Annotated in this window: 25 protein-coding genes; 2 read left to right on the forward strand and 23 right to left on the reverse strand. The window is 66.0% G+C overall.

The genetic code is table 11. The features are described from left to right. Positions 1-105: 105 nt before the first annotated feature. The 13 genes from JM664_RS00020 to cueR form a co-directional block, all read right to left on the reverse strand. Complete coding sequence (locus JM664_RS00020; RefSeq protein WP_093359459.1) at positions 106-717, reverse strand: hypothetical protein; 612 nt, start codon at positions 715-717, stop codon at positions 106-108. Then, positions 714-1,157 carry a copper chaperone PCu(A)C gene (locus JM664_RS00025; RefSeq protein ID WP_093359460.1) on the reverse strand — a complete coding sequence of 148 codons (444 nt, stop codon included), beginning with the start codon at positions 1,155-1,157 and terminating at the stop codon, positions 714-716. The genes JM664_RS00020 and JM664_RS00025 overlap by 4 nt, the downstream gene beginning before the upstream one ends. Continuing rightward, a complete protein-coding gene (locus tag JM664_RS00030; protein WP_093359461.1) occupies positions 1,154-1,810 on the reverse strand; it encodes an SCO family protein in 657 nt (218 codons plus the stop codon). Before JM664_RS00030 ends, JM664_RS00025 begins: the two co-directional genes overlap by 4 nt. Positions 1,811-1,859: 49 nt before the next feature. Then, a complete protein-coding gene (locus tag JM664_RS00035) occupies positions 1,860-2,147 on the reverse strand; it encodes a hypothetical protein (RefSeq protein ID WP_093359462.1) in 288 nt (95 codons plus the stop codon). A 25-nt stretch (positions 2,148-2,172) separates the two neighbouring features. Beyond that, a complete protein-coding gene (locus JM664_RS00040; protein WP_227417876.1) occupies positions 2,173-2,448 on the reverse strand; it encodes a hypothetical protein in 276 nt (91 codons plus the stop codon). Between the two features lie 3 nt (positions 2,449-2,451). Next, complete coding sequence (locus JM664_RS00045; protein ID WP_227417877.1) at positions 2,452-2,973, reverse strand: TlpA family protein disulfide reductase; 522 nt, start codon at positions 2,971-2,973, stop codon at positions 2,452-2,454. After that, positions 2,970-3,548 (reverse strand): DsbE family thiol:disulfide interchange protein, encoded by a 579-nt coding sequence (locus JM664_RS00050; protein WP_177208247.1) that lies wholly within the window; start codon positions 3,546-3,548, stop codon positions 2,970-2,972. The genes JM664_RS00045 and JM664_RS00050 overlap by 4 nt, the downstream gene beginning before the upstream one ends. After that, a complete protein-coding gene (locus JM664_RS00055; protein ID WP_093359464.1) occupies positions 3,545-4,030 on the reverse strand; it encodes a c-type cytochrome in 486 nt (161 codons plus the stop codon). Before JM664_RS00055 ends, JM664_RS00050 begins: the two co-directional genes overlap by 4 nt. Then, the gene (locus tag JM664_RS18600; protein ID WP_264465426.1) at positions 4,027-4,155 is read right to left on the reverse strand and encodes a hypothetical protein; all 129 of its coding nucleotides are present in this window, start codon (positions 4,153-4,155) and stop codon (positions 4,027-4,029) included. The genes JM664_RS00055 and JM664_RS18600 overlap by 4 nt, the downstream gene beginning before the upstream one ends. Positions 4,156-4,159: 4 nt before the next feature. After that, positions 4,160-4,663 (reverse strand): DUF411 domain-containing protein, encoded by a 504-nt coding sequence (locus JM664_RS00060; RefSeq protein WP_093359465.1) that lies wholly within the window; start codon positions 4,661-4,663, stop codon positions 4,160-4,162. Between the two features lie 11 nt (positions 4,664-4,674). Next, positions 4,675-5,487 (reverse strand): beta propeller repeat protein, encoded by an 813-nt coding sequence (locus JM664_RS00065; RefSeq protein WP_227417879.1) that lies wholly within the window; start codon positions 5,485-5,487, stop codon positions 4,675-4,677. Between the two features lie 258 nt (positions 5,488-5,745). Further along, positions 5,746-6,090 (reverse strand): hypothetical protein, encoded by a 345-nt coding sequence (locus JM664_RS00070; protein WP_093359466.1) that lies wholly within the window; start codon positions 6,088-6,090, stop codon positions 5,746-5,748. 98 nt (positions 6,091-6,188) lie between these two features. Next, positions 6,189-6,584: a Cu(I)-responsive transcriptional regulator gene (gene cueR / locus JM664_RS00075; RefSeq protein ID WP_093359957.1), complete on the reverse strand. Its 396-nt coding sequence runs from the start codon at positions 6,582-6,584 to the stop codon at positions 6,189-6,191. 149 nt (positions 6,585-6,733) lie between these two features. On the opposite strand from cueR, the gene JM664_RS00080 reads away from it, so the two are divergent. Beyond that, positions 6,734-9,187 carry a heavy metal translocating P-type ATPase gene (locus JM664_RS00080; protein WP_093359467.1) on the forward strand — a complete coding sequence of 818 codons (2,454 nt, stop codon included), beginning with the start codon at positions 6,734-6,736 and terminating at the stop codon, positions 9,185-9,187. 15 nt (positions 9,188-9,202) lie between these two features. On the opposite strand, the gene JM664_RS00085 is transcribed toward JM664_RS00080, so the two are convergent. The 5 genes from JM664_RS00085 to JM664_RS00105 form a co-directional block, all read right to left on the reverse strand. After that, positions 9,203-10,360, reverse strand: a complete 1,158-nt coding sequence (locus JM664_RS00085) for a permease (protein ID WP_227417880.1) — start codon at positions 10,358-10,360, stop codon at positions 9,203-9,205. Between the two features lie 82 nt (positions 10,361-10,442). Next, positions 10,443-11,789, reverse strand: coding sequence for a dihydrolipoyl dehydrogenase family protein (locus tag JM664_RS00090; protein ID WP_093359469.1), 1,347 nt, complete (start codon positions 11,787-11,789; stop codon positions 10,443-10,445). A 51-nt stretch (positions 11,790-11,840) separates the two neighbouring features. Continuing rightward, positions 11,841-13,265, reverse strand: coding sequence for a mercury(II) reductase (gene merA / locus JM664_RS00095; protein WP_093359470.1), 1,425 nt, complete (start codon positions 13,263-13,265; stop codon positions 11,841-11,843). A 101-nt stretch (positions 13,266-13,366) separates the two neighbouring features. After that, positions 13,367-13,645 carry a heavy-metal-associated domain-containing protein gene (locus JM664_RS00100; protein ID WP_227417881.1) on the reverse strand — a complete coding sequence of 93 codons (279 nt, stop codon included), beginning with the start codon at positions 13,643-13,645 and terminating at the stop codon, positions 13,367-13,369. An 81-nt stretch (positions 13,646-13,726) separates the two neighbouring features. Further along, a complete protein-coding gene (locus tag JM664_RS00105; RefSeq protein WP_093359472.1) occupies positions 13,727-14,125 on the reverse strand; it encodes a mercuric transporter MerT family protein in 399 nt (132 codons plus the stop codon). Positions 14,126-14,201: 76 nt separating this feature from the next. Here JM664_RS00105 and JM664_RS00110 point away from each other — a divergent pair, with 76 nt between their 5' ends. Continuing rightward, positions 14,202-14,618 (forward strand): MerR family transcriptional regulator, encoded by a 417-nt coding sequence (locus JM664_RS00110; protein ID WP_093359473.1) that lies wholly within the window; start codon positions 14,202-14,204, stop codon positions 14,616-14,618. 261 nt (positions 14,619-14,879) lie between these two features. On the opposite strand, the gene arsH is transcribed toward JM664_RS00110, so the two are convergent. Genes arsH through JM664_RS18820 form a run of 5 tightly spaced genes read right to left on the reverse strand, consistent with a single transcriptional unit; the run spans position 14,880 to position 17,687 of the window. After that, complete coding sequence (arsH, locus tag JM664_RS00115; protein WP_093359958.1) at positions 14,880-15,611, reverse strand: arsenical resistance protein ArsH; 732 nt, start codon at positions 15,609-15,611, stop codon at positions 14,880-14,882. Beyond that, a complete protein-coding gene (gene arsB / locus JM664_RS00120; RefSeq protein ID WP_093359474.1) occupies positions 15,604-16,716 on the reverse strand; it encodes an ACR3 family arsenite efflux transporter in 1,113 nt (370 codons plus the stop codon). The genes arsH and arsB overlap by 8 nt, the downstream gene beginning before the upstream one ends. Further along, positions 16,713-17,150, reverse strand: coding sequence for an arsenate reductase (glutaredoxin) (arsC, locus tag JM664_RS00125; RefSeq protein ID WP_093359475.1), 438 nt, complete (start codon positions 17,148-17,150; stop codon positions 16,713-16,715). The genes arsB and arsC overlap by 4 nt, the downstream gene beginning before the upstream one ends. Continuing rightward, a complete protein-coding gene (locus JM664_RS00130) occupies positions 17,147-17,557 on the reverse strand; it encodes an ArsR/SmtB family transcription factor (RefSeq protein WP_454824302.1) in 411 nt (136 codons plus the stop codon). Before JM664_RS00130 ends, arsC begins: the two co-directional genes overlap by 4 nt. Next, positions 17,520-17,687 carry a hypothetical protein gene (locus JM664_RS18820; protein WP_319637509.1) on the reverse strand — a complete coding sequence of 56 codons (168 nt, stop codon included), beginning with the start codon at positions 17,685-17,687 and terminating at the stop codon, positions 17,520-17,522. The genes JM664_RS00130 and JM664_RS18820 overlap by 38 nt, the downstream gene beginning before the upstream one ends.

Here is a 17,687-nt window from a genome sequence, read left to right on the forward strand (position 1 = left end):
TGTGGCCGATCTCCCAGACCAGATGTGCGACGGCCGAGAACAGCACGTATCTCCGGAGAACCAGGAGCCAGTCTGGTGCGGATGCTCCGTGAGTGGCCGCGCTCGTCATCTGACCAGCCCCAGGACACGATCCAGAAGACCCGGCTCGGGCGGGCGGACGTTGCTCAAGCCATTGATGTAGAGGACCATGTTCACATAGCCGAACTCCTCACCGTGGAAGATGCCGGCGTGACGCCCGCCGCGGTCGAGAACATGGGCCTCGGGGCTGATCTCTTCGCGCGAGGAAAGCTCGGCAAAGCGTGTCGCCAGGGAAGCGGCTGTGGCGCCGTTGGACGGGTCTACGGTGATGAGGTTTGACGCGGCCGGCTTCTCGCCGCCGTCGCCGCCCTCGGTAACCGCAACGAACGAAACCATGTCGCGCATCGGTGTGACGTTCACCGCCTCCCGGACCCGAGCGAGCAGCGCCTGCTGCGCGGCGCAGGGATCCCCGCAGCCTTCGGGCACGAAGCTCAGGACCACGATCTGATCCGAGAGACCGCCGAGATCGAACGGTTCGCCGGAACCATCCACGACGTCGAGTTCCGGCGGACGCCGGACATCCGTGGCTTCGAAAGCAGGCTCCTTCTCCGCCACGGCTTCGTCGAGCCGGTCTTCTGGATGGTTGGCCAGGGCCGGCCCGGCAAAAAGCAGCACCACGAGGAAGATTACTGATTTCATGGCCGTTCCTCCGTGGGGCCCATCGCACCGGGGCCGAGGACCGGAACGTCCACCGTCACATCGCCTGTGCCTTCGAAGACCAGCGTCATGGGGAAGCTCTCCCCCTCCTCGAGCTTCCGCGAAAGGTCCATCAGCATCAGGTGCGAGTCGCCTGGGGCAAGCGTCACTGGTGTACCGGGAGAAACGTCCAGTTCTTCGATGTGCACCATGCGGGTGACGCCCGCAGAATCGGTCGCGACTCCGTGGAGCATCACGTGTCCGGCCACCGGGCTCGTCACTTCGAGCAACCGATCGGGCGCATCGCTGGTCAAGGTGAGGTACGCGGCGCTTGGCCGCGAGGCGAGAACGCTGGCGCGGGCCCAAGGGTCGGTGACAATGATCTCGGCCTGCGCTGCCAGCGGCCAGGCGAAGGTAAGGAGGGATGCGGTGAGCAACTTCATTCCTGCTGTTCTTCCTTTGCGATCTGCATGAGGATTTCCTCGGCGACGGCTTCAGGCGGCTGGTCGCGTTCCTGAAAGACAGCCTCGAACCGCCCGTCTGGATCCATCAAGTAGATGTGGCCGGCATGCGCCATCATGTAGCCGTCGGGCGCGGTCTTCTCCTCGACCCGCTCGTACCAGGTTCGGAAGGCTTGCGCCGCCTCGGCCACCTGCGCCTCGGTCCCGGTCAGGCCGACAAGGCGGGGATGGAAGGCGGAGACGTATTCGGCCATCACCGGAACCGTGTCGCGCACCGGATCGACGGTGATGAAGAGCTGCGCCACACGGTCTGCCTGAGGGCCAAGCAGATCAAGCACGCTTGCCATGTAGGCCAGCGTCGTCGGGCAAATGTCCGGGCAGTGGGTGAAGCCGAAGAATACAAGCTGCCATCTTCCGGCGAAGTCGGCCTCCGTCACGGCACGGCCGGTATGTTCCATCAGCGCGAACTCCGAGCGGATGTCCGCTTCTCCGACAGAAGTCGCTCGGGGTGCTGGCGGCGCCATGTACGTGCGCACCGTCAGCGCGCCGCCTGCCAGGAGCAGGAGAGCAGCCGCGCCGGCCCAGAGCGCCAGCCGGACGTGCCGGAGAGTTTGCGTGGTGGGTTTTGAAATCATTGTCCAACTCGGGATGGTCCGCCCGGGCCGGAACCCGGGCGGAGTGGTGTCAGCCGTCCTGCGGCTCGGCTTCCGGGGCCTGCATCTGGTCGGTCTTGGCCTGCATCATCTCGGTGCAGGCCTCCATCATCGGTCCCATTTTCTGCATCATCTCCATCATCGGCATCATGCCCTCCATACCGGACATATTCCCGCCCATCATGTTTCCGGGCATGCCGTCCTGGTTCTGCATCGTCTGACCCGATGGCTGGTCCCCGGCCTCCTGAGCGAGGGCGGCCGTGGTCAGGAGCGCCGCCAGAGCGGTCGCGGCAAAGCCGAGCTTGCGTGTGGTATTCATTGTCGTCTCCTTCAGGGTTTTGGGTTCAGTTCTTCGTCGGGTCCGGCTCTCCGGCCGGATTGCTCTTGCTCGCGCAAGATTTCGAGCCGCCCATCATGCAGAGCCCCAGCCCGCACATCACGGCGCAAGGTGCGAGGCTCAGGATCAGCGGCGCCGCACCCACGGCGGTGAGCCAGCCCCAGTTGAAGGCGATACCTGCGCCGATCAGCGCCATCGCGGCGAGCATCAGGCCTCGACGGCCTAGCGGCAGTCGCAGCGGGACGGCCCGTCGCGTTGCCGGCATGGTTGTCGTCTCGGTCATGGCCTATTGGCTCCTTTCGTCGATGAGGGACTGGATTTGGGCGACGGCTTCAGGGCTGTCCCATTGGGCCGGGCCGGCAAGGCGACCGCGCTCGTGCCCCGCGCGGTCGATCAGGATCGTCGTCGGCAGCCCCACCACGGCGAAGGCAAGCATCGCGCGAATGTTCTCGGCGAAGTACATGTCGAGGTGACGAACGCCTATCTCTTCGTAGAAGCGGCGCACGGGCTCGAGTCCCGCCCGATCGATCGATAGCGGCACGACGTGGAAGTCCGGCCCCCCAAGGCGTGCTTGAAGCGCGTCGAGCGTCGGCATCTCCTCGCGGCAGGGTGCGCACCAGGTGGCCCAGATGTTCAGGAGCACGACGCGCCCTTCGAAGTCAGCAAGCGTCAGCTCGTGCCCGTCTCCGTCCACGAAAGGCGGCGACAGGAGATCGCGCGGAGCTCCATGCAGGGGCATCGTTGGCCGTGCGGCCGCGGGAGTCGCCGCGAGGGCCATCATTCCAGCGAGGAGTTCGCGACGCCTCATGAGCCGCGCTCCGACTGCAACCGGCGCACGACCGGCAGGATGTCGTTCTCAAACACGCGCCTGTCGAAGGGGCCGACGTGCTTGTAGGCGATGCGTCCTTCGGCATCGATCACGAAGGTCTCCGGCAGTCCGTAGACGCCCCAGTCGATGGCTACGCGTCCCGATCTGTCCGCTCCGATGCGCGTGAAGGGATCGCCGAGCTCTTCGAGAAAGGCCAGCGCCTCTTCGGGATCGTCCTTGTAGTTGATCCCGTAGATCGGGACGGTGCCTGCTTCGGCCAGTTCCACGAGAAGCGGGTTCTCCGTGCGGCAGGGAACGCACCACGATGCCCACACATTGACGAGGGAAACCCGGCCCTGCAGGTCAGCCGAGGACAGGCCATCCTGCCGCCCTTCGATTGGCGAGAGCGCGAACTCCGGGACCTGCTTTCCGATCAGCGTCGAGGGCAATCGCTCGTCGTTGTTCCAGAGGCCCCAGTAGAAGGCCGCGGCCAGCACGCCGAACACCGCCAGCGGCAAAAGCAGAACCAGCCGGCTCCCCCGGCGTCGAGGCTCTTGCTCGACATCCTCGCTCATGATCCGCCCTCGTCGTTTGCGGTGACGTCCGCCTGAAAGGCACGCTGGCGGTCCGGCCATGTGCTCTTGATGAAAGCGAGCACCGCCCGGATCTCCGCGTCCGTCAGCACGCCCTCGAAGGCGGGCATGTCGCTCTCGTAGCCCGGCACGACGCCGCCGACCCCGAGCTTCGTGATGGTGAAGAGCTGCCGGTCGGCATGGTGCCAGGTATGCCCGGTCTCGTCGTGCGGCGGAGCCGGCATGCGGCCGCTGTCGAGCCGGCGCTTCCAGTCGGGTTGACCCTCGAGATCGGCGCCGTGGCACGACGCGCAGTTCGCAGCATAGAGGTCCTGCCCAAGGGCGAGTTCGTCCGCCGTCACGGGCTCGCCGAGGAAGGTCACGCCGTCCATGTGCGCCTCGCCACCCTGCTGTTGCGCAAGCGCGGCGATGGCCGCCAGGCCCGCAACAGCGGCGCCGAAAAGGACGGTCGCTTTGCGCTTCATCGCGGCCCTCGCAGGTATTGCACCAGCGCCACGAGGCTGAGGACGAGGACTACGACGACCAGAAGCAGCACCAGCCCGCCACCGATCATCATCGCGCCCATCATTGGCCCGTTCATCATTCCCATGCACTCACTCATCGGAATAGACGGTGACCCCGTCCTCGCCGAAGGCGTAGGTCTTCAGAGTGCCGGTCTTCTCGGGCGCCATGCCGGGCGCGTTCGCCGGCATGCCGGGGAGCGTGATGCCGGCAATCTCCGGACGTTCCGTCACCAGCCGCTCGATGATCTCGGCGGGGACAAGGCCGCTGACGTAGTAGCCGTCGATCTCGGCCAAATGGCAGCCGAGTCCCTGCTCCGGCACGCCTGCCTCGACGGAGCGCCGGTCGAAATTTGGGTCGTCGATGCGCGTCACCTGATAGCCGTTGCCTTCGAGGTATTCGGCGTAGGCGTCACAGCATCCGCAGCTCGGGTCGCGCCAGATCGTGATCTGTTTCGAGGGCACCGCCTGTTCCGTGGCGGCAGCATCAGTGGTGGTCGTCCGACCCGAGTCCTGTGCCGAGGACAGCGTGGCGAAGGCGATGCCACCCGCGACCGCGACGGCTGCAATTGAGGTGAATGCAAGTGCGTTCTTCATGGTGAACTCCTTCAGGTGGCCGCGAGCGCGGACCAGGTGGCGCCGCCGTCGCGGCTCTGCTTCAGGCCGCCATCCAGCGCAGCGACGATGTGGTCGGGATCGACCGGGTGCACCGCCACCGCGACGGCGAACCCGACCGCGAGGTGCGACCAGACGACGCCGCCGTCGCGGGAGGTCCAGATGCCCGACGGCAGGGCGGCATAGAGCATTTCGGGCGCGGCCGGCGCGCTGGCCAGCGCATGGATCGGCTCGCCCGCCGGAAGCGGCGCCTCTGATGGCGGCGCATCGCCGGAAACCAGAGCGTCCATCGCGTCGCCCGGCTGGACATCCTGCCAGCGACAGAAGCAGTCGGGAACGCGGGTCAGGCCCGCTGGGGTGCCGGCATAGATCCAGATTCCACCCATGCCCGAAGCCAGATCCACCGAGGTGAGTGCGAGCAGGTCGCGTTCGGCGTCAGCGAGCCAGGGGCGGTCCATGGCAAGGCTCCAGTTTTGACCGGCGTCCTCGCTCTTCCAGAGCCCGTCGCCCTGGACCGAGGCATAGATCATGTCAGGCTGCCCGGCCGCGATGGCCACAGCGTCGACTTTGCCTTCGGCGAGACCGCGGGAGCGGCCTTCCCAGGTGCGTCCACCATCTTCAGACAGCGCGACGCCGCCAGATGCGAGACCGGCAATGATGCGGCCGGGCCGTTCGGGGTGCGTCGCGAGAGCCAGGACGACGGCAGGGACGGGCAGCGCCGTCCATGAGCTTCCGCCATCATCGCTGCGGAGCAGGTCTGAACCCGCCGCAAGCAGAGCGTCACCGTCGAAGGCGAGCGCCACCATTGCCGGCCTCAGCGGTTCAGCGGAATGCAGAACCTTCGGTAGCGCCAACACGCCGACCGCAGTGCCGGAATACAGAAGGAAACTGCGACGTGTCAGCCTCGGATAAGTTGGGCCGGGCATGGTAACTCCTGATCAAACCCTTGGTCCTCCGCCGCGGCCGGAAGGCACGCGACGCGGGAAAGGACTGCACTTCGGGGCGCATCCGCCGCCGAGGCGCTCGATGACGTGCCGGCTGCGCGCGTGCCGCCGGGCGTCAGATCAGATGAGGGTTCGAGGAGGGTGCTTGGCTGGGGGGCTAGAAAGGCCGCAGAAGTCCTGCGTCACCGCGGGCCCAAGCGCCTCACGTGGAGACGAAACGATGCCGTTTGCCAGCGGCGCAACCACAGCTGCGAAACTGCCGGCTCCGCAGACGAGTTCGCACGCGAGACCCATCTCGCCCGCGCCGGTGTCATCACAGGCGGCGCAGTCGGACATCGGCATCACAGCATCACCGGAGGCGATCATGGCGGCAGCCATATCTGCCGAGCCCGCAGCATGCGCAACCGGACTCACCGCGAACACCGCGAGGACGGCAACGAGAATCAGGCGGGCTACGAACTTCATCTGAGTACTCTATTCTGTATGGAGCCCGGTTTCCACTGCGCGGTGTTCGCAATCGGGTGAATGGCTGGACTTCATCGGTCTTCGGATATTTGGTCCATTCAGGCCGTTCCGGAACGTGCAAGGTCGTTCATGATGGGACAATCGGGACGGTCGTCGCCCTGACAGCGCGTGACCAGATCACGAAGCGTCGCGCTGAGTGCCTGCAACTCACCGATTTTTTGATCAATCCGCGCAAGGTGAGTCTTCGCGAGCCTCTTCACGTCTGAACTTGATCGATGGCGATCTTCGTAAAGGGATAAGAGCGTCCTGCATTCTTCTATGGTGAACCCGAGCGACCGGGCGCGGGCCAGGAAGGCCAGCTTGTGCAGGTCCTGAGATCCGAACTCCCGGTACCCGTTCTCGCTGCGCGAAGGCCGAACAAGCCCGATGTCTTCGTAGTACCGAATGGTCTTGGCCGGCAGGCCGCTCCGTTCCGACACATCTCCGATGTTCATGGCCGCGCCACCTTTCGCTCTGTCCTTGGGCGAGCACATAGGGCTTCCACTTACTGGAAGGTCAAGAGCGCAATTTGAATCTTTTGGCATTGACCTTCCATCCGCTGGAAGGCCTACCTGTCGATGCGATATCAACCGGAGGACCGAAGATGGATGTCGCGCACGCTTCAACGGGAGTGGCCAGAGACCCCGTCTGCGGCATGGTGGTCGAACCGAATGACAGCGCCCTTCATCATGAGCATGAGGGCCACGTCTACCACTTCTGCTCCGAGAAGTGCCGGTCCAGGTTCGCCGCCTCGCCCGACGACTTTATCGAGGCCGTCGATCCGGTCTGCGGCATGTCGGTTGATCGGTCGATGGCTGAGCACCTGTCGAAGCACGCGGGCGAGCGATTCTACTTTTGCTCGGCTCGGTGCAAGGACAAATTTGACGCCGCGCCGGAGATGTACCTGAAGGCAAAGCCGACGCCGGAGCCGATGCCGGCAGGCACGATCTACACCTGCCCGATGCATCCCGAGATTGAGCAGGTCGGACCCGGAGACTGCCCGATCTGCGGCATGGCGCTGGAGCCGAAGGGCGTTCCCACCGGCGAGGAGGGACCGAACCCCGAACTCGTCGATTTCACCCGCCGCTTCTGGATCGGCGCGGCGCTGACCATCCCGGTCGTGCTGCTGGCGATGGGCGGCTATGTCGGCATGCCCATCCGCGACTGGACGGGGGAGAGGCTTGCGCACTGGTTCGAGCTGATCCTGGCCACGCCGGTGATCCTTTGGGCGGGCTGGCCGTTCCTCGTGCGCGGCTGGAAGAGCTTTCGCACGCTGAACCTCAACATGTTCAGCCTGATCGCCATGGGCGTCTTCGCGGCCTGGGCCTTCAGCACGGTTGCGGTGATCGCGCCGGGCCTGTTCCCCGCGGGCTTCCGCGACGATCAGGGCAATGTCGGCATCTACTTCGAGGCCGGCGCGGTGATCGTCGTGCTGGTCCTGCTGGGCCAGCTCCTGGAGCTTCGGGCGCGGGAACGCACCGGCTCGGCGATCCGGGCGCTTCTGGACCTCGCGGCGAAGACCGCGCGTGTCATTCGCCCGGACGGGAGCGAGGAAGAAGTGCCGCTGGAGGACGTCCATATCGGCGACCGCCTGCGCGTCCGGCCGGGCGACAAGGTGCCGGTGGATGGCGAGGTGGTCGAGGGCCGCTCGTCTGTGGACGAATCCATGCTGACCGGAGAGCCGGTGCCGGTCGAGAAGGTCGCGGGCGATCCGGTCACGGGAGCGACGATCAACGGCACCGGCAGCCTGATCATCGAGGCGCGGCGCGTCGGCAAGGACACCATGCTCGCGCAGATCGTCGAGATGGTGGCCTCGGCCCAACGGTCGCGCGCACCGATCCAGAAGCTGGCGGATTCCGTGGCCGGCTATTTCGTGCCGGCGGTGATCGGCATCGCGGTCCTGTCCTTCATCGCCTGGGCCATCTGGGGCCCCGAACCCGCGCTTGCCTACGGGCTCGTCTCGGCCATCGCGGTCCTCATCATCGCCTGCCCCTGCGCACTGGGGCTAGCCACGCCCATGTCGATCATGACGGCCACGGGGCGTGGCGCGCAGGCCGGCGTGCTCATCAAGAACGCCGAGGCGCTGGAGGCGTTCGAGAGGGTGGACACGCTGATTGTAGACAAGACCGGCACTCTGACGGTCGGCAAGCCCGAACTGGCCGCCGTGCTACCCGAGGCGGGGCATGACGAGGCGGAGATCCTGCGCCTTGCCGCCAGTCTCGAACGCGGATCCGAGCACCCCTTGGCCGAAGCCATCGTGCGCGGGGCAGAGGCGCGGGGGCTGACGCTTGCCAACGCCGAGGCGTTCGAGGCCGTGACCGGCATGGGCGTGAAAGGAGTCGTCGATGGCAAGGCCGTAGCCCTCGGGAATGCGAAGATGCTGGCGCAGCTGGGCGTCGAGGCGCCTGCAGCGACTGCGACCGCGAATGCCCGGCGCGACGAAGGCGAGACGGTGATGTTCGTCACCGTCGATGGCGCCGTCGCGGGCCTCGTCGGTGTGGCCGACCCGGTGAAGGAGACGACCCCGCAGGCACTGAAGGACCTTCACGCGCTCGGCTTTCGCATCGTTATGGCGACCGGCGACAACGAACGCACCGCCCGCGCCATCGCCGGCCGCCTTGGCATCGACGACATCCGGGCCGACGTGCTGCCCGAGGACAAGGCCCGCATCATCCGCGAGCTTCAGGCGGAGGGGCGCAAGGTAGCGATGGCGGGCGATGGCGTGAACGACGCTCCAGCACTGGCGCAGGCGGACGTGGGCATCGCCATGGGAACCGGCGCCGACGTCGCCATCGAAAGCGCCGGCTTCACACTGGTCAAGGGCGACCTCGGCGGGATCGTGCGGGCGCGGCGGCTGTCGCTGGCGACGATGCGCAACATCCGGCAGAACCTGTTCTTCGCGATGATCTACAACAGCGCCGGCGTGCCGATCGCGGCAGGGCTGCTCTATCCGTTCTTCGGGCTCCTGATCTCGCCGATGTTCGCTGCGGCCGCGATGAGCCTCTCGTCCGTCTCGGTCATTGGCAATGCGCTGAGGCTGCGGGCCGTGCGACTCTGATCGAGAGCTTCTCGCTCAAGCGCGGGCGCGGGACGGTTCATGCTCTTGCCGGTTCCGGCCTCCCGTGCTCTCGCCGCCGCCGCGGAAGTGCAGCCAGAGAAGTGCCGCGGCCGCGGCCAGGAAGGCGAGGTTCAGGAAGAAGGTGTAGTCGATCGCGAACCGCACCATCTCCTGCAGCGACGGCCGCTCGGTCGGGATCATGCCGAGCAGTGCGAAGAGGTAGTGCACGGTGACGCCTGCCGCGACCATGCAGACGTAGAGCAGGCCCGAAAGATAAAGGGCGTAGCGCCAGCCGTAGTACTTGGCGTGGACCCAGATCACCGTCGCCGCCACGAGGTCGGCTCCGAGGAACGCCACCACGCCGCCGAAGGACGCATCGCGCGACCAGAGCATCGCCGTCAGCGGCACGTTGCCCATCGATCCGATGAAAGTGAAGAACGCCACGACCGGCGCGACGAGTGCGTTCTCCAGCACGATGAGGAATCCCGGGCTGTCCTGCGCGCCGCCGTCGCTGATGAGGAAGATCGCATTCCAGAAACTCTGCGGCACGAAGACCGAGATGAAGCCGGCGATGGTGAAGCCGAAGAGGATCTCCTTCCAGACCATCTTCCATTCCATGAAGAACGCCTGGGCGATCCGTCGCCAGCCCTTGCGGGAGAGGAGCTTGTTCCGAAACGAGCCCTTCATCCCGTGGTCCATGTCCATTCCCTCGCTTTTCTGGGCCTTCTCGCCGTGCTCCTTCGCCTCATCGACGAGGCCCGAGGGAAACCAGAGCGCGGTCAGGATGTAGGCGTAGACGATCATCAAGATGCCGAGAAGGAAGTTCGCGAGGGTGAACTTCCAGCCGAGCAGCACCCAGAGGACGATGCCGAGCTCGATCACCAGATTGGTCGATGCGATCAGGAACGCCATCGAGTTCATCGGATGCGCGCCCTTGACCAGGACCGAGCGCGATGCCGCGAGCGCAGCGAACGAACAGGACGAAGAGATGAAGCCGAAAAATCCGCCGATGCCAGCCTCTTTTGGCCCGCGTTCACCGAGGATCCTGGCCATCTGTTCGCGAGTGACGAGGACCTGGATGCCGGCCGAGATGATGTAGCCGAAGATCAGCGCCCAAAGCGCTTTCCACAACATCCCGGCGCCAGTGGTGAAGGCTTCTACTATCTGATCCACGGCGCGCCGCCTCTATTGCTCATCTATACCTGTCCGGTTAACCCGGAGGGGAACCGCTCCGTTCCTCTGCGGGCCGCAAGGTTCAGAGCATCGAGCCGATGTCCGATGCGCCCGTGGGATATGCGAACATCGTCGATCTCAGCTGCTCGGCCGTCAGCCCATGGCGAATGGCGAGCGCAAAGATGTTGATGACTTCGTCGGCGTGCGGCCCTACCAGGTGTGCGCCCAGAATGCGATCGGTCTCCTCGTCCACCAGAACCTTGAAGCCGTAGACCTTCTCAGCCGCCTGGCGCGCGGTGAACCACCCCTCCGCTCGCTCGCTTTTTACGCGGAAGTTCAAGCCCTTCTCCCGGGCGTCCGCCTCGGTGAGACCGACGGCGGCGATCGGAGGGACCGTAAATGCGACGCTGGGAACCCCCGTGTAGTCGGGCTCGTGCTTGTTGCCCTCGAGCAGATTGGCGGCCACCACCTTCGCGTCGTGGCTCGAGACCGGCGTCAGCGGCGGCCCCATCTGGGCAGCATCGCCGGCGGCGTAGACCGCCGGATTGGATACGCTCTGCAGGTGCTCGTTCAGGACCAGCCGGCCATCCTTGTGCCTCACGCCGCCGGCGTCGAGATCGAGACCGTCGAGAGCCGGCTTGCGCCCGGCCGCATGAACGACGAGATCGGCGTCCACGGTCATCTCGCCATCCGGCCCCTTCGCTGCGACCCGGTAGCCCTCTCCGGCTCCTTCGACCGACGTCACCTCCGCCTCAGTGCGAATGTCGATCCCCACCTCGCCGAACTTGTCCATCAGCCAGCCGACAAGGTCGGGGTCGAAATGCTTCAACATCCGCTCGCCATGCTGAAGGATCGTGACTTTGGCGCCGGCGCGAGCCGCGATGTGAGAGAACTCCGCCGCGATGTAGCCCCCGCCGACGAGCACGATGTTCTTCGGCAGGCTCTCAAGATCGAGGAACGCCTCGTTGTCGATGAGATGCTCCTCGCCCGGGATGCCAAGCGGCACCGGCTCCGCGCCCGCCGCGATCAGGATGTGGTCGGCTTCAACCGCTTCTCCCTCGATGTTCAGCGTGTTCGGCCCTGTGAACCGGGCGCGGCCATGGAAGGTGTCTATGCCTTTCTCTGCGAAAGTGTTCCGGCGCTTTTCGGGCACTGGATCAGTGAAGCCGCGCTTGAAGTCGAGGAGTCCGCGCCACTCCAGATGCGTATCGCCTTCGACCCCGCGCCCACTCATGCGCCAGGCGTGATCCGCCGCTTCGGCGCCGCCGACCATCATCTTCTTTGGGTCGCAGCCCCTGAGAGCACAGGTCCCGCCGAATGGTCGAAAGTCGATAACCGCGACGCTCCAGCCTGCCGCGCGCACCCGCATCCCAGCCACCATGGCCGCCGTACCCGTCCCGACCACCACCAATTGATACTGCTTCGCCATTCGAGTTCCTTCTTCGTACTACCATTTCGGTCCAGGCATCCGGGACGGACCTCATCCCGCGCAGCAGGACAACTTGGCCACGTCCTGCCCGAAACTCTGCGCGGCCAGCTTCAGCCCCTCAACGTTGGTGAGATAGGGAAAGATCGTCTCCCCAAGGGCCTGCGTCGTCACCCCGAACTTCAACGCCATGGCCAACGTCTGGATACTGTCGGCCCCCTCGGGCGCAAGAATCTGGCCTCCGAGCAGCCGATCGCTCCTGGCGTCGGCCACGAGCTTGATCAGCCCGCGCGTATCTCTGGCCGCCAGTGCCCTCGGCACCTGATCGAGCGGCACGATCGAGGTCTTGACCTCGTGCCCCGCCGCGCGCGCTTCCGCCTCGGTCAGGCCAACGCCCGCGACTTGCGGATCGGTGAACACGACCCAGGGCATGGCCCCGTTGTCGTAGACCAGGCTGTCGCCGTTCAGTGCGTTCTTCGCAGCAAGCTTCGCGCCGCAGGCCGCCATGTAAACGAACTGGTCGCGCCCGGTGACGTCGCCCGCGGCGTAAACGCCGGGCCGGGTGGTCCGCAAGCGGTTGTCGACGATGATCGCGCCGCGCCGGTCGAGTTCGACGCCGGCGTCAGTCAGGTTCAGTCCTTCTGTATTGGGATGCCGGCCGGTCGTCGCCAGAACGCGGGCGGCGGTCAGTGTCTCTTCCCCGCCTTCCGAGAGCACGGTGAGCACGACCCCTTCTTCGCGGCGCGCGATGCGGCGGTAGAAGACTCCGGTCCGAACCGTGACGCCCTCATCGCGGAGATAGCGGGTCAGCGCCTCCGTAACCTCGGGCTCGGCTTCGGGCAGCAGTCGCGACCGCGTGACGAGCGTCACCGCCGTTCTCATGCGCGCAAACATCTGCGCGAGCTCGCAGCCGATGTAACCGCCGCCGATGACGAGGAGCGAGGCAGGCCGCTCGGTCAGCTCCAGCGCCGTCGTGCTGGTCAGGACCGGCACGTCCCCGATGCCGGCGATGTCCGGCATGGCCGGCGATGCGCCGGTGGCGATGATGGTTTTTCCGGCGCGGAGCGGCGCGCCACTGACAAGGAGAGCATCGCCGTCGAAGCGCGCCCGGCCTTCGATGTAGTCCACCCCTTCGTAGTCCGGCAGCAGGTCCGCGTACTTCTTCTGCCGCAACGTCGCGACGAGATCGTCCTTCGCTGCGATGAGCGACGGCCAGTCGGTCACGCGAGCTTCGCCGGCGAGCCCCGGAAACCGCGTAGCAGCGCTGGCGCCGTGCAGCGCTTCCGCCGCGCGGATCATTGTCTTGGACGGCACGCAGCCGACATTCACGCAGGTGCCGCCGATCGTTCCGTGGCCGATGAGGGCGACGCGCGCACCGAGATCCGCGGCGGTGATGGCGGCCGAGAACCCGGCCGAGCCGGCACCGACCACAGCGATATCGTAGGGGGAATTGCGCAATTCTGAGCAGCAGGCGTCCATGTCAGCTTCTTTCGTCCAATGGCATGTTCAGGTGCGGCACTTCGCTGCAGCGCAGAACGCCGCGTCAGGGTGTCGCCGAGCCTAAGGAAATCTCGGTTTCCTTATTCGGGCATCCCAGCCGCCGGGGTGGCGGGATAGCCCGCATTCATCGAGGCCGCGGCGATCGCCTCGGGGTCCGTCAGGGCGGGGTCGAAGACCACGGTGGCGGACTTGGTCTCGAAATCGACCTCGGCCGATCGCACGCCTTCGACGCCTTCCATCGCCAAGCGGACGGTGATCGGGCAGCTGGCGCAGGTCATGTTCTCGACCGAGAACGTCGCCGTCCGGAGGGCGGCCTCCGTGGCAGGCGCCTGCGCGAACGCAGGGGTGGTTGCGCTCATCACGAAGGGGCCGAGACCGAGCATCAGAGCGGCAGCAGCGTTTGTCAGGCGAACGTGCATTAAACGGTTCCTTCCAGGGGTTCAGTAGAGGAGAGGCGCCCACCAGTTGAGCGTGAGCGAGGCGATCACGAGCACGGTGGCGGACCAGAGGGCGATCTTGACGACGATGGCCGACTGCGGCCGGGAACAAGAGGATCCGGGGTCGCAGACCGTGTGCGGGCGGAAGTAGATCTGCAGGAATCCCAGCCCGATGAACACGAGCGCGATGGTTGCGAAGATCGGCTTGTACGGCGTCAAGGCGGTCAGGTTGCCGATCCAGGCCCCGGAGACGCCGAGCGACAGCAGCACCAGCGGGCCGAGGCAACAGATCGAGGACAGAACCGCGCCGCCGAGACCACCTGCGGCCAGCCAGCTCCTTTTCTGGTCGGACGGGTCGGCCGCGCCCTCCCTGACGGGCGCTGCTTCGGTTTGCGTGCTCATCCTTGTTCTCCCTCGATTTCGAGTCGTAGGATGCGTAAGGTCTGTAGCAACTACAGGCTCAAGAGGGTTTTTGGCGATGACTGATCACGTATCCGGGAGCGGGTTGCTGCGCGCGGAGCTGGCGCGGCGGACCGGCTGCAACCTCGAGACCATTCGCTACTATGAGAAGATCGGCATGATGCCTGACCCGCCGCGCACGCCGGCGGGGTACCGCGTCTACGACCCGGATCATATCTTGCGGCTGAGGTTCATCCTGCGTGCCAGAGAGCTTGGCTTCTCGATCGAGGAGATTCGCGGGCTTCTCGACCTCGTCGACGGCGGCGACCAGACCTGTGTGGAGGTCAAGGAACGCACCGAACGCCACCTCGCGGACGTACGTGCAAAGATCGCAGACCTCAGGCGGATCGAGAAGGCGCTGTCGGCGACGGCGGCACGGTGCTCGGGCGAGGCAGTCCCCGAGTGCGCCGTGCTCGAGACGCTCGAAGGCCCATAAGGTGCGGCGCTGGGACCTGCCGCATCGGCCTCAGCGACCCGCGGCGTTACACGCCCGCGCCTGTAGTCGGCGGCATCTCGGCGACAGCCGAACCCTGCGGGAACATCGCGAGCTTGTCGGCCGCTCCGGCCTGCTGGAGCTGCAGGAATAGTTGATTGCGCAACTACTCCTGTTTGGCGAGGGTGTTCCTCGCTGCTTCGGCCGGGGCCCGCGCGAGTGCTACTCGGCTCCGGACCAGCACCCACAGGCGGCCGAGAGCCGTTAGATCGAGCGCTGGTTGACGCGCTTCGACAGCTGCTCGGCGCTTTCCACCCGCTCGGAGTAGCGATCGGTCAGGTAGGCCGAGCGGTCGCGCGTGAGATGGGTGAACTTTACGAGTTCTTCCATCACGTCGACGATGCGGTTGTAGTAGGGTGAAGAGCGCATCCGGCCGGCATCGTCGAACTCGCCCCACGCCTTCGCCACCGAGGACTGGTTCGGGATCGTCACCATGCGCATCCAGCGGCCGAGGATGCGCATCTGGTTGACCGCGTTGAAGCTCTGCGAGCCGCCCGACACCTGCATGACCGCGAGCGTCTTGCCCTGCGTCGGCCGCACCCCTCCGAGCGACAGCGGCAGCCAGTCGATCTGCGCCTTCATGACGCCGGTCATCGCGCCATGGCGCTCGGGCGAGCACCAGACCATGCCCTCCGACCAGGTCGCGAGCTCGCGCAACTCCTTGACCTTCGGGTGGTCGGGACCTTCCGCGTCCGGCAGCGGCAGGCCGGACGGGTTGAAGGTGCGGGTCTCGGCGCCGAACCAGCGGAGGAGGCGCGCCGCCTCCTCCGAAGCGAAGCGCGAATAGGAGCGCGTCCGGAGCGATCCATAGAGCATCAGGATGCGCGGCGGATGCGTGGGCGCGTTTGGCCCGGCGAGCGCAGCTACGTCGATCGGCCTGAGCGACGCGGGGTCGATGTTCGGCAGGTCTTCGATCGGGACAGGATGGTCAGCCATGCCGGGCGCCTCCGGCATCCGCGGGAAAATGATGCCGCGTCCGGTTGGCGAAGGCGACCAGCGACAGCATCACCGGAACCTCGACAAGAACGCCAACGACCGTGGCGAGCGCGGCTCCGGATTGCAGTCCGAAGAGGCTGATCGCGACGGCGACCGCGAGCTCGAAGAAGTTCGACGTGCCGATCAGCGCGCAGGGCGCCGCAACGTTGAAGGGCACGCGCCAAGCCCAGGCGGCGGCATAGGCGAGCGCGAAAATGCCGTAGGACTGGATGAGGAGCGGAGCGGCGATCAGCGCGATCAGCAGCGGCTGCTCCAGGATGATCTGTCCCTGGAAGCCGAAGAGCAGCACGACCGTCGCCAGAAGGCCGATCACCGAAAAGGGTTTCACCGCCGCCGTGAAGCGCGCGACCGCCGCCTCGGCATCCGTCCCCCGACGATCCCGCGCGAGCCACTGGCGCGTGGCGGCGCCGGCTGCGAACGGAATGAGGATGTAGAGCCCGACCGACAGGATCAGCGTCTCCCACGGCACCGCGATATCGGTGACGCCGAGCAGCAGCGCCACGAGGGGCGCGAAGGCGAAGATCATGATGACGTCGTTCACCGAGACCTGCACCAGCGTGTAGGTCGCATCGCCGCGCGTCAGCTGCGACCAGACGAACACCATCGCCGTGCAGGGCGCGGCGCCGAGCAGGATCAAACCGGCGATATATTGCTGCGCATCGGCCGGTGCGATCAGGTCCGCGAACAGGACCTCGAAGAACAGGACGGCGAGGCCGGCCATGGTGAAGGGCTTGATCAGCCAGTTCACCACGACCGTCAGCACCAGACCCTTCGGTCGGTCGCCGATATGGCTGAGGCTCGCGAAATCGACCGCCACCATCATCGGATAGACCATCGCCCAGATCAGGACGGCGACGACAAGATTGACCGACGCGATCTCCAGCCCCGCGAGTGTCTCGAACAGGCCCGGTAGCGTATTGCCGAGCAGCAGCCCGGCGCCGATGCAGAGCGCCACCCAGACCGACAACCACTTCTCGAATAAGCCGATACCGGCGGGCGGCGCTGCGATTGCCTCGGCCGTGGGCGCGTAGGTGTCGTCGCTCATCGGGCGGCGCTCTCGTCCACGCGGCGCCCGTCGGCGTCCACCACGAGATCGCCGTCCTCCTTGCGGAATTCGCCCTGCTGCGGATTGGGCAGGATGTCGAGCACGACCTCGGACGGACGGCAGAGCCGGGTTCCGAGCGGCGTCTCGACGATGGGCCGGTTGATGAGGATCGGATGCGCCAGCATCAGGTCGATCAGCTCGTCGTCGGAGAACTTCGGGTCGTCGAGCCCGAGCTCATCATAGGGCGTGCCTTTCCGGCGCAGGAGGTCGCGCACCGAAATTCCCATAGCGGCGATCAGCGCCACGAGCCGCTCGCGGCTGGGCGGCGTCTTCAGGTATTCAATAACCTCCGGCTCCTCGCCGGAATTGCGGATCAGCGCCAGCACGTTGCGCGACGTGCCGCAGTTCGGGTTGTGATAGATCGTGGGGGTCATGCGGTCTCTTTCCGTGCGGCGGCGGTCGGGGGAGCGATCCCGCATGCTGCCGGGTCGCCGGCGCAGCAATGGCGGGTCAGGTAGTCGATCAGGCCTGTCATGGTGGAGAAGCTGGCCGAGTAGATGAGCGAGCGGCTCTCGCGCCGGACCGTCACCAGCCCGGCATGCTTCAGCTCCTTGAGGTGGAACGAGAGCGTGGCTGAAGGGAGATCCAGCGCCTCGCCGATCCGGCCCACTGCGCGCCCTTCCGGGCCGGCCTCCACCAGAAGACGGAAAATGTCGAGACGCGTCTCCTGAGAGAGCGCGGCCAGCGCGGCCAAGGTGTCCTGTTTATCCATATCTCCATGATAATGGAGATGTAAGGAATGATCAATCTCCGGAGTACGGCAGCTCAGTTCGATCTTCAATGGCCCTGCACGCCCGTGCCTGCTCGCGCAGTACGACATAGTCGCTCATCATCTCCGCCAGCACCGAGCGTTCCGGCAGCAGCAAGACCTCGTCGGCCGCACGCGACTGGAGATCGCGACTGTATTCCAC

It is taken from the genome of Roseitranquillus sediminis (assembly GCF_016918935.1).
GTDB lineage: Bacteria > Pseudomonadota > Alphaproteobacteria > Rhodobacterales > Rhodobacteraceae > Roseitranquillus > Roseitranquillus sediminis.